This window comes from Micromonospora sp. NPDC051924 (genome assembly GCF_055586005.1).
Genome location: NZ_JBVJJA010000001.1, coordinates 21566 through 30144, shown reverse-complemented (window position 1 = coordinate 30144; position 8579 = coordinate 21566). Strand labels below are relative to the sequence as shown.

Below are 8579 nucleotides of genomic sequence, written 5' to 3'. Positions count from 1 at the left end.
TGGGTTCTCCTTCTCTCTCCCCCCCCCTCCCCCCCTCCCCCCCCCCCCCCCCCCCCCCCCTCTCCCCCCCCCCCCCCCCCCCCCCCCCCCCCCCCCCCCCCCCCCCCCGCTTCACGCAGCGGGTGGGATCAGGTGGCGTCGCGGAGCAGCGCCTCGGTGATCCGTTCGCAGGCCTTCATGCCGTAATCCCACCCGCCACCGGCGCTGAAGGGGGTACGGACCATCACGCCCATCGTCCAGGTGTCGCCGATCGCCAGGCAGTTGACGTGGTACTCCTGCTCCTTCTGCCGGTCGATCCACCCGTTCTTGATGGCGATCTGCTTCTGTTCGGCAGCCGGGAACGCCTTGCGGATGCCGAAGTCGCCGACGCCGCGGACCAGCCGCATCTCGTTGAGCAGCCACTTGGTCCACTTCGGTCCGGCCGCCCGGCCGTCGTCGATGCAGAGGCCGAGCCGCGCGGTGTCCCGGGGCGACAGCATGGTCCGGCTCCAGCCGCCGTCGCTGGCGACCTTGCTGTCGGTCAGCTTGCAGATCGAGATCAGCCGCTTGATCGAGGCCGAACCGCCCACACTCTCGTAGAACTCCTGTGCCCGGGTGTTGTCGCTGTCCCGGATGATCTGCGTGGCGTCGTCCAGCTTCGCGTCGCTCGGGGTCTTCCCCGCCTCGGCGCTCCGGCGCAGGTAGTCGGCGACCACCCAGGACTTGATCATCGACGCGGTGGTGCTGGTCTCGTTCATGTTCTTCGAGCCGATGATCTTCCCGGTCCGCTTGTCCAGGACGCTCCAGGCGTACCAGCCCTTGATGCCGAGGTCGTCGAGCTCCTGGGCCTGGAACGGAAGCGGCTCCAGCGAGGGCGAGGGCGATGGCTGGGTCCGCGTGCTGCGGTCGGTGGGCGCACCGGTGGCCCGGCCGCTCGCGGTGCCGGTGTGCGAGGCGGCGGTGGGGCGGAACGGCGAGCCCGGCACGAACCGGAGCGAGACCAGCACCAGCCCGACCAGGATCACCGCGACAGCGCTGTACGTCAGCGGCCGGTGGTCGCTACCCGGCCGACGGCGGGCGCCCGCCATCAGAGCTTCCCCGGCTGCTGCGGCACCTTGAGGGCGGCGCCGGGCTGCGGGGTCACCAGCTGGGTGGCGACGCTGGCGCAGATCTTCGCGCCGTACGAGGGGTTCTTCGTGTTGCCGGCGCCGGGATAACGCATCATCACCGCCAGGGTCCAGTCGTCGGTCACCGCGAGGCAGTTGACGTGCCACTGGCCGTCGGCCCAGAGCATGGTGAAGCCGTTCTTGATGCTGACCGGACCCTGCGACGTGATCGAGTCGGGCAGGCCGTCGATGATGCCCCAGTGACCGCCCTGGACGGCGTCGGACTTCTGGTCCTTGACGCCGCCCCGCGTGTTGGCCATCTCGTTGAGCACCCACTTCGTCCACTTCGGCCCGGCGGCCGTGCCGTCGCCGATGCAGTCGCCCATGCGCACCGCGTCGCGCGGTGACATCTGGGTGTACGCCCACTTGGCGCGGTCGGGATAAATCTTCGTGTCGGTCAGCTTGCACATCTTGATCAGCCGGTCCAGCACCGGCTTGCGCCCGCCGGCGTTGTAGAGCGCCTCGGCGGAGATGTCGTTGCTGTCCCGGATGGCGGTGACGGCCTGCGTCCTGCGCGTTGCGCTGAGCGGCTTGCCGTCGAGTTCACGCAGGTAGTCGGAGACGATCCACGCCTTGATCATCGACTCGGTCGAGTTGGTGGACTTCATGTTCGGGGCACCGCTGATCTTGCCGGTCTTCCGGTCCATCAGCGCCCAGGAGAAGAACTTGCCCTGGAAGTTCACCGAGACCGGGGCGTCGGCGAGGGTCGGCGGGGGCGGCGCGGTGGGCGTCGGGGCGGGCACGTTCGCCGTGCCGCCGCCGCCGATGCCGCCGAGGCTGGGCAGCGCGTCGCCGCCGGAGAGGCGGGCGTACGCGGCGGGCACCAGCATGACGCCACCGAGGAGGACCGCCACGATGGCGAGCACCAGGGTCACGCGAGGTCGCATGAGTGGGCGAGCTCCAGATGTCTGGCCGGGGGGACCGGCTGTTCCGAATGGGTACGGCCTGATCGCCGAGGCCGGGGGAAGTGGCCTGGAGTTGGATGGCGATCGTCAGCAGCCGATCGGTGTGCCGGGCGAAGTCTACTTCCGGACCGGCTCGACGCCAGTACCCGACGGCCGGCGACTCGCCAAGAAGGCGGGACAATAGACCGCTTTGCCGCGCTTGGGAGGATTCAACTTCTACGCGTGGCCGATGTCACAGAGTTTGCGCTGCTCGGCCCCTCTCACCGCAAGCGGTCATCCGGTGACGTACGGTGCGCCCGGAAACCTGTTACACCCTCTGGTGTCATCGGGCGCGAGCTGTAACACTGGCCTCATGTATGGCAACGACTTCGCCCCGCTCGAGGACGGTCCGGGCGGCGGCCTGCTCGGCGAGGTGGAGGCGGCGGAGGCGGCGCTGCGGGAGGCCGCGGCGCGGGCCCGGCGCGGTGGCCCGGCCCCCGACGAGGACCTCGAGGCGTACTTCGCGGACGTGATCGACGCCGATCAGAAGATCGAACCGCGGGACTGGATGCCGGAGGCGTACCGGAAGACCCTGATCCGGCAGATCGCCCAGCACGCGCACTCCGAGATCATCGGGATGCAGCCGGAGGGGAACTGGATCAGCCGCGCTCCCTCGCTCAAGCGCAAGGCGATCCTGCTGGCCAAGGTCCAGGACGAGGCCGGCCACGGCCTCTACCTCTACGCCGCGGCGGAGACCCTGGGGGTCAGCCGGGACGAGCTGGTGGAGCTGCTGCTCGACGGCCGGCAGAAGTACAGCTCGATCTTCAACTACCCGACCTTGAACTGGGCCGACGTGGGTGCGATCGGCTGGCTGGTCGACGGCGCGGCGATCGTCAACCAGGTCCCGCTCTGCCGCTGCTCCTACGGCCCATACGCCCGGGCGATGATCCGGGTCTGCAAGGAGGAGTCGTTCCACCAGCGGCAGGGCTACGAGATCCTGCACACCCTGGGGCACGGCACCCCGGCGCAGAAGGCGATGGCCCAGGACGCCGTCGACCGCTGGTGGTACCCCTCGCTGGCGATGTTCGGCCCGCCGGACGGAGACTCGACGCACAGCGCAAAGTCGATGGCCTGGAAGATCAAGCGCTTCTCCAACGACGAACTGCGACAGCGCTTCGTCGACATGTGCGTCGGCCAGGCGGAGGTGCTCGGCCTGACCCTCCCCGACCCGGACCTGCGCTGGAACGACGAGCGCCAGGCGTACGACTACAGCCAGCCCGACTACGACGAGCTGATGCGGGTGATCAAGGGCGACGGCCCGTGCAACCGGGAGCGGATGGCGCACCGGCGCCGCGCCCATGCCGAGGGCGCCTGGGTGCGCGAGGCCGCCGCGGCGTACGCGGCGAAGCAGCAGAACAAGGAGAAGGTGGCCGCATGAGCAAGGAGACGTCGCCTCTGTGGGAGGTCTTCGTGCGGGCCCGGCGCGGGCTGTCGCACACCCACGTCGGCAGCCTGCACGCCCCCGACGCCGAGCTGGCCCTGCGCAACGCCCGGGACCTCTACACCCGCCGCCAGGAGGGCGTCTCCATCTGGGTGGTGCCGGCGAGCGCGATCACCGCGTCCAGCCCGGACGAGAAGGACGCCTTCTTCGACCCGGCCGCCGACAAGGTCTACCGCCACCCCACCTTCTACGAGGTACCGGACGGGGTGGCCCACCTGTGAACGGCCCGTTCGACTTCACCCTCGCCCTCGGCGACGACGCGCTGATCGCCGCGCAGCGGCTCGGCGAGTGGACCTCCCGCGCGCCGGAGATGGAGGAGGACATCGCGCTGGCCAACATCGCCCTCGACCAGCTCGGTGCGGCCCGCCTGCTGCTCACGTACGCGGGCGAGCTGGAGGGCGCCGGCCGGGACGAGGACGCGCTGGCGTACCTGCGCGACGACCGGGAGTTCCGCAGCTGCCTGCTGGTCGAGCTGCCCAACGGGGACTTCGCGGTCACCATGGCGAAGCTGTTCTTCCTGGCCGCGTACCAGCTCCCGCTCTACACCGCGCTGGCCGGGTGCGCCGACGAGCGGCTGGCCGCGATCGGGGCGAAGGCACGCAAGGAGTCCGCGTACCACCTGGACCACGCGGCGCTCTGGGTGAAGCGGCTCGGCGACGGCACCGAGGAATCGCACCGGCGCATGCAGGCGGCGGTGGACCAGGTCTGGCCGTACACCCACGAACTGTTCACGGCGGACCCGGCGGCGCCGGTCGACCCGGCCACCCTGCGGGCCGACTTCGACGCCTGCGTCTCCGCCGTGCTGGACGAGGCGACCCTGACCCGTCCGGAGACCGGCTGGACCCCGGGCGGCGGCCGGGAGGGCGTGCACACCGAGCACCTCTCGTACCTGCTGGCCGAGATGCAGGTGCTGCACCGCGCCCACCCGGGAGCGAAGTGGTGAGTGACCCCAGGGCGGCCGTGGCGGCGGTGGTGGACCCGGAGATCCGGGTCATCACCATCGACGAGCTGGGCATCCTGCGGTCGGTCGACGATGACCCGGCCACCGGCCGGGTCGTCGTCACCATCACCCCCACCTACACCGGCTGCCCGGCGATGGACGTGATCCGGGCGGACATCCGCCGCGCGCTCGCCGCCGCCGGTCACCCCGACGCCGAGGTCCGTACGGTGCACGCCCCGGCGTGGAGCACCGACTGGATCTCGGAGAGCGGCCGGGCCAAGCTGGCCGCCGCCGGCATCGCCCCGCCCGCGCCCGCCGCCCGGGGCGGCAACGTGGTGCCGCTGACCCTCGCGGTGCGCTGCCCGCGCTGCGGCTCGCCGGAGACCGAGCAGGTCAGCCGCTTCGGCTCCACCGCCTGCAAGGCCCTCTGGCGCTGCCGCGCCTGCTCCGAACCCTTCGACCACCTGAAGGCGCTGTGACTGTCACCATCACCCGACCGGTCCGTCGCCGGCCGGTCTTCCACCCGCTCCCCGTCGCCGCCGTCGACCGGCTCACCGACGACGCCGTGGCGATCACCTTCGCGGTGCCCGAGGAGCTGCGGGAGACCTTCGCGTTCTCCGCCGGCCAGCACCTCACCGTGCGGCGCGCCGGGGAGAACGGCGAGGACGTGCGGCGGTCGTACTCGATCTGCTCGACGCCGGACGAGCTGGCCCGGCACGGCCGGCTGCGGATCGGGGTGCGGGAGATTCCCGGTGGTGCCTTCTCCGCGTACGCCTGCGGGGCGCTGCGCGGCGGCGACACCGTGGAGGTGCTGCCCCCGCTGGGGCACTTCACCACGGCCTTCGCGCCGGACCGGGTCCGCCACTACGGCGCGGTGGTGGCCGGTTCCGGCATCACCCCGGTGCTCTCGCTGGTCGCCACCGCGCTGTCCGTCGAGCCGGCCAGCACCTTCACCCTGGTGTACGGCAACCGGACGGCGAACTCGGTGATGTTCGCCGAGGAACTGGCCGACCTGAAGGACCGGTGGCCGACCCGGCTGCACGTGGTGCACGTGCTCTCCCGGGAGCAGGGCGAGTCGCCGCTGCTCTCCGGGCGGATCGACGCCGAGCGGCTGACCCGGCTGCTGGACACGATCGTCCCCGGCGACGCCATCGAGGAGTGGTTCCTCTGCGGCCCGTACGGGATGGTGGTGGACGCCAGGGCGGTGCTCACCGACCGGGGCCTGCCCGAGGCCGCGGTGCGCACCGAGCTGTTCCACGTCGACGCGCCGCCGGAGCCGGTCCGCCGTCCGGCCGACGAGCCCGGCACCGGCGCCGAGGTGACCATCGTGCTGGACGGGCGCTCGTCGAGCTTCACCATGGGGCGCGACGAGCGGGTGCTGGACGCGGCCCTGAAGGTCCGCGGCGAGCTGCCGTACGCCTGCAAGGGCGGGGTCTGCTCGACCTGCAAGGCCAAGGTGGTCGAGGGTGAGGTGACCATGGCCCGCAACTACGCGCTGGAGCCGGACGAGGTGGCCGCCGGGTACGTGCTGACCTGCCAGTCCAGCCCGGTGACCGACAAGCTCACGGTCGACTACGACGCCTGAGGCGCGCCGTCAGCCATTCTCGCCGAGGCAGAGCAGCAGCTCCTGAGACTTCCGCTGCTCGGTGTAGCTCGCGACCGTACCGGGGAACTGCGCGCACCGCGCATCGTCGGTGCTGTCCTCGACCTTGCCCACGACGACGTAGGCGGCGGTCGGGTCGCCGCAGTCGATGACCGTGACATCCGCGTCCGCGCCCGTGCCCTCGGCGCGGACGCAGTCGCCGACCTCCGCGTAGGCGGGATCGGTGGAGATGCCCCAGGCGACCACGCCGGCGATCGCCACGGGCGCGACCAGGCCGAGCGCCGCGGCCCGCTGGAACACGGGCTTGCCGGGCACCGCGGGCAGGCCCGGCGCGCCCGGCACCGACTCGCCGAGGCGGCCGAGCCGGACCCGGGTGATGAGGTTCCCGAACAGGACCAGCGGGGTGATGATCATGGAGAGGAAGCCCCACCAGCCCTGCCAGAGCGTCTTCGCGCTCATGTCCCGGCAGATCGCGATGCCGCACGACCGGCAGAACGGGCCGTGCTGGGTGAGCACCCGCATGAAGACGATGAAGCCCTGGTGCCCGTGCAGCGACGCCTTGATCGCCGGGATCGACCCGCAGAAGCGGCAGGTGAGGGCGGTGGTGGCGCGGCCGGACCGGTACCGATGCCGCCGGTCCTCGGTGATCCCACGGTGGACGTGGCGGCCGCCCTCGCCGAGTCGCGGGACGAGGAGCGCTGGTGATCTACCTCGATTCCGCGGCGGTCATCAAGATGCTCCGGCGAGAGGAAGAGACACCGGACCTCATCGCGTGGCTCAACGACCGCGCGGGCACCGCGCTGGTCTCGTCGGCTCTGGTCGAGGTGGAGGTGCCACGGGCGCTCCGTCGGGCCGCGCCGCAGGCGCTGGTCGGCGTTCCGTCGGTGCTGGGACGGCTCTACCGCGTCGAGATCGACGTGGCCGTCCGCGCGGCTGCCGGCGCCTACGCCGAGCCGCTGCTGCGCAGCCTGGACGCCATCCACCTCGCCACGGCGGAGATCCTGGCCGCGCAGGCCGGCGCCGACTTCGTCGCCTTCGTCACCTACGACGGGCCGTTGCTGGACGCGGCCAAGGGGGTCGGTCTGCCGGTGGCCAGCCCCGGAATGGCCTGAGCCGATCGGTGGGGCGCCCGTCACCGGGGGCGGAGTGCCGTGCCGGCGTTCGGACGGGCGACGTAGGCTCGGGGACGTGACGGTGAGCCGGGAGATCGACGACATCCTGCAGCGCGGCGCGGACGGCGGGCGGATCAGGCCCGAGGAGGCCCTGCTGCTCTACACCGAGGCGCCCTTCCACGCGCTGGGCGAGGCGGCGGACGCGGTGCGCCGGCGGCGCTACCCGGACAACATCGTCACGTACCTGATCGACCGCAACATCAACTACACGAACGTCTGCGTGACGGCGTGCAAGTTCTGCGCCTTCTACCGCGCCCCGAAGCACAAGGAGGGGTGGACCCACCCCACCGAGGAGATCCTGCGCCGGTGCGGCGAGGCGGTCGAGCTGGGCGCCACCCAGGTCATGCTCCAGGGCGGCCACCACCCGGACTACGGCGTGGAGTACTACGAGGAGCTCTTCTCCGCGGTCAAGACGGCGTACCCGCAGCTGGCCATCCACTCGATCGGCCCGAGCGAGATCCTGCACATGGCCAAGGTCTCCGGGGTGAGCCTGGACGAGGCGATCGCCCGGATCAAGGCCGCCGGGCTGGACTCGATCGCCGGCGCCGGCGCCGAGATGCTGCCGGACCGGCCGCGCAAGGCCATCGCGCCGCTCAAGGAGTCCGGGGCGCGCTGGCTGGAGGTCATGGAGCTGGCGCATCGGCAGGGCCTCGAGTCGACCGCGACGATGATGATGGGCACCGGCGAGACCAACGCCGAGCGGATCGAGCACCTGCGGATGATCCGCGACGTGCAGGACCGGACCGGCGGTTTCCGGGCCTTCATCCCGTGGACGTACCAGCCGGAGAACAACCACCTCAAGGGCCGCACCCAGGCCACCACCATGGAATACCTGCGGCTGGTCGCGGTGGCCCGGCTCTTCTTCGAGACGGTGCCGCACCTGCAGGCGTCCTGGCTGACCACCGGCAAGGACGTCGGGCAGCTCGCCCTGCACATGGGCGTGGACGACCTGGGTTCGATCATGCTGGAGGAGAACGTGATCTCCTCGGCCGGCGCGCGGCACCGTTCCAACCTGCACGAGTTGATCGGCATGATCCGTACCGCCGACCGGATCCCGGCGCAGCGGGACACCCTCTACAACCGGCTCGCGGTGCACTGGACGCCGGCCGACGACCCGAGCGACGACCGGGTGGTCTCGCACTTCTCCTCGATCGCCCTGCCGGGCGGCGGGGCCGGGAAGTCGCTGCCGCTCGTCGAGGTCAACTGAGCTGGTAGCCCCCCGGCTGTCCGGGGGAGGTCCAGGGTGGACGTTCAGCCGGTATCGCCTGGTCGACCGTGGTCGGGGGCAACGCGTCCGGGCGCTGCTGGCTAGTGTCCGGTGCGGCCTGTCAGCG

The 8579-nt window shown here is 71.5% G+C and carries 10 protein-coding genes; 7 read left to right on the top strand and 3 right to left on the bottom strand.

Translation table 11 applies throughout. The features are described 5' to 3' along the window. Positions 1 to 128 precede the first annotated feature (128 nt). Positions 129 to 1067 carry a serine hydrolase gene (locus ACZ6S5_RS00145; protein ID WP_465996109.1) on the bottom strand — a complete coding sequence of 313 codons (939 nt, stop codon included), beginning with the start codon at positions 1065 to 1067 and terminating at the stop codon, positions 129 to 131. Further along, complete coding sequence (locus tag ACZ6S5_RS00140) at positions 1067 to 2032, bottom strand: hypothetical protein (protein ID WP_465996107.1); 966 nt, start codon at positions 2030 to 2032, stop codon at positions 1067 to 1069. Before ACZ6S5_RS00140 ends, ACZ6S5_RS00145 begins: the two co-directional genes overlap by 1 nt. Positions 2033 to 2402: 370 nt before the next feature. On the opposite strand from ACZ6S5_RS00140, the gene paaA reads away from it, so the two are divergent. The 5 genes from paaA to paaE are packed head-to-tail and all read left to right on the top strand — an operon-like array spanning position 2403 to position 6055. Next, entirely contained in the window at positions 2403 to 3467 is a 1065-nt protein-coding gene (gene paaA / locus ACZ6S5_RS00135; RefSeq protein WP_465996105.1) for a 1,2-phenylacetyl-CoA epoxidase subunit PaaA, read from the top strand. Continuing rightward, positions 3464 to 3751, top strand: a complete 288-nt coding sequence (gene paaB, locus ACZ6S5_RS00130) for a 1,2-phenylacetyl-CoA epoxidase subunit PaaB (RefSeq protein ID WP_465996103.1) — start codon at positions 3464 to 3466, stop codon at positions 3749 to 3751. The genes paaA and paaB overlap by 4 nt, the downstream gene beginning before the upstream one ends. Then, positions 3748 to 4473 (top strand): 1,2-phenylacetyl-CoA epoxidase subunit PaaC, encoded by a 726-nt coding sequence (gene paaC / locus ACZ6S5_RS00125; protein ID WP_465996101.1) that lies wholly within the window; start codon positions 3748 to 3750, stop codon positions 4471 to 4473. Before paaB ends, paaC begins: the two co-directional genes overlap by 4 nt. Next, positions 4470 to 4949 carry a 1,2-phenylacetyl-CoA epoxidase subunit PaaD gene (gene paaD / locus ACZ6S5_RS00120; protein ID WP_465996099.1) on the top strand — a complete coding sequence of 160 codons (480 nt, stop codon included), beginning with the start codon at positions 4470 to 4472 and terminating at the stop codon, positions 4947 to 4949. Before paaC ends, paaD begins: the two co-directional genes overlap by 4 nt. Next, the gene (gene paaE, locus ACZ6S5_RS00115) at positions 4946 to 6055 is read left to right on the top strand and encodes a 1,2-phenylacetyl-CoA epoxidase subunit PaaE (protein ID WP_465996097.1); all 1110 of its coding nucleotides are present in this window, start codon (positions 4946 to 4948) and stop codon (positions 6053 to 6055) included. Before paaD ends, paaE begins: the two co-directional genes overlap by 4 nt. A gap of 9 nt (positions 6056 to 6064) precedes the next feature. On the opposite strand, the gene ACZ6S5_RS00110 is transcribed toward paaE, so the two are convergent. After that, complete coding sequence (locus ACZ6S5_RS00110) at positions 6065 to 6595, bottom strand: LppU/SCO3897 family protein (protein WP_465996095.1); 531 nt, start codon at positions 6593 to 6595, stop codon at positions 6065 to 6067. Between the two features lie 179 nt (positions 6596 to 6774). Here ACZ6S5_RS00110 and ACZ6S5_RS00105 point away from each other — a divergent pair, with 179 nt between their 5' ends. Together ACZ6S5_RS00105 and mqnC are read left to right on the top strand one after the other, a co-directional pair. After that, on the top strand, positions 6775 to 7185 hold the full coding sequence (locus ACZ6S5_RS00105) for a type II toxin-antitoxin system VapC family toxin (protein WP_465996093.1): 411 nt from the start codon (positions 6775 to 6777) through the stop codon (positions 7183 to 7185). 76 nt (positions 7186 to 7261) lie between these two features. Next, positions 7262 to 8452 (top strand): cyclic dehypoxanthinyl futalosine synthase, encoded by a 1191-nt coding sequence (mqnC, locus tag ACZ6S5_RS00100; RefSeq protein WP_465996091.1) that lies wholly within the window; start codon positions 7262 to 7264, stop codon positions 8450 to 8452. The last annotated feature ends 127 nt before the right edge of the window (positions 8453 to 8579 follow it).

What these genes read in the sequence shown, in the direction of transcription:
- ACZ6S5_RS00145 (WP_465996109.1), bottom strand. Translation starts at nt 1,067, where the DNA reads ATGGCGGGCGCCCGCCGTCGGCCGGGTAGCGACCACCGGCCGCTGACG.
- ACZ6S5_RS00140 (WP_465996107.1), bottom strand. Translation starts at nt 2,032, where the DNA reads ATGCGACCTCGCGTGACCCTGGTGCTCGCCATCGTGGCGGTCCTCCTC.
- paaB (WP_465996103.1), top strand. Translation starts at nt 3,464, where the DNA reads ATGAGCAAGGAGACGTCGCCTCTGTGGGAGGTCTTCGTGCGGGCCCGG.
- paaA (WP_465996105.1), top strand. Translation starts at nt 2,403, where the DNA reads ATGTATGGCAACGACTTCGCCCCGCTCGAGGACGGTCCGGGCGGCGGC.
- ACZ6S5_RS00110 (WP_465996095.1), bottom strand. Translation starts at nt 6,595, where the DNA reads ATGCGGGTGCTCACCCAGCACGGCCCGTTCTGCCGGTCGTGCGGCATC.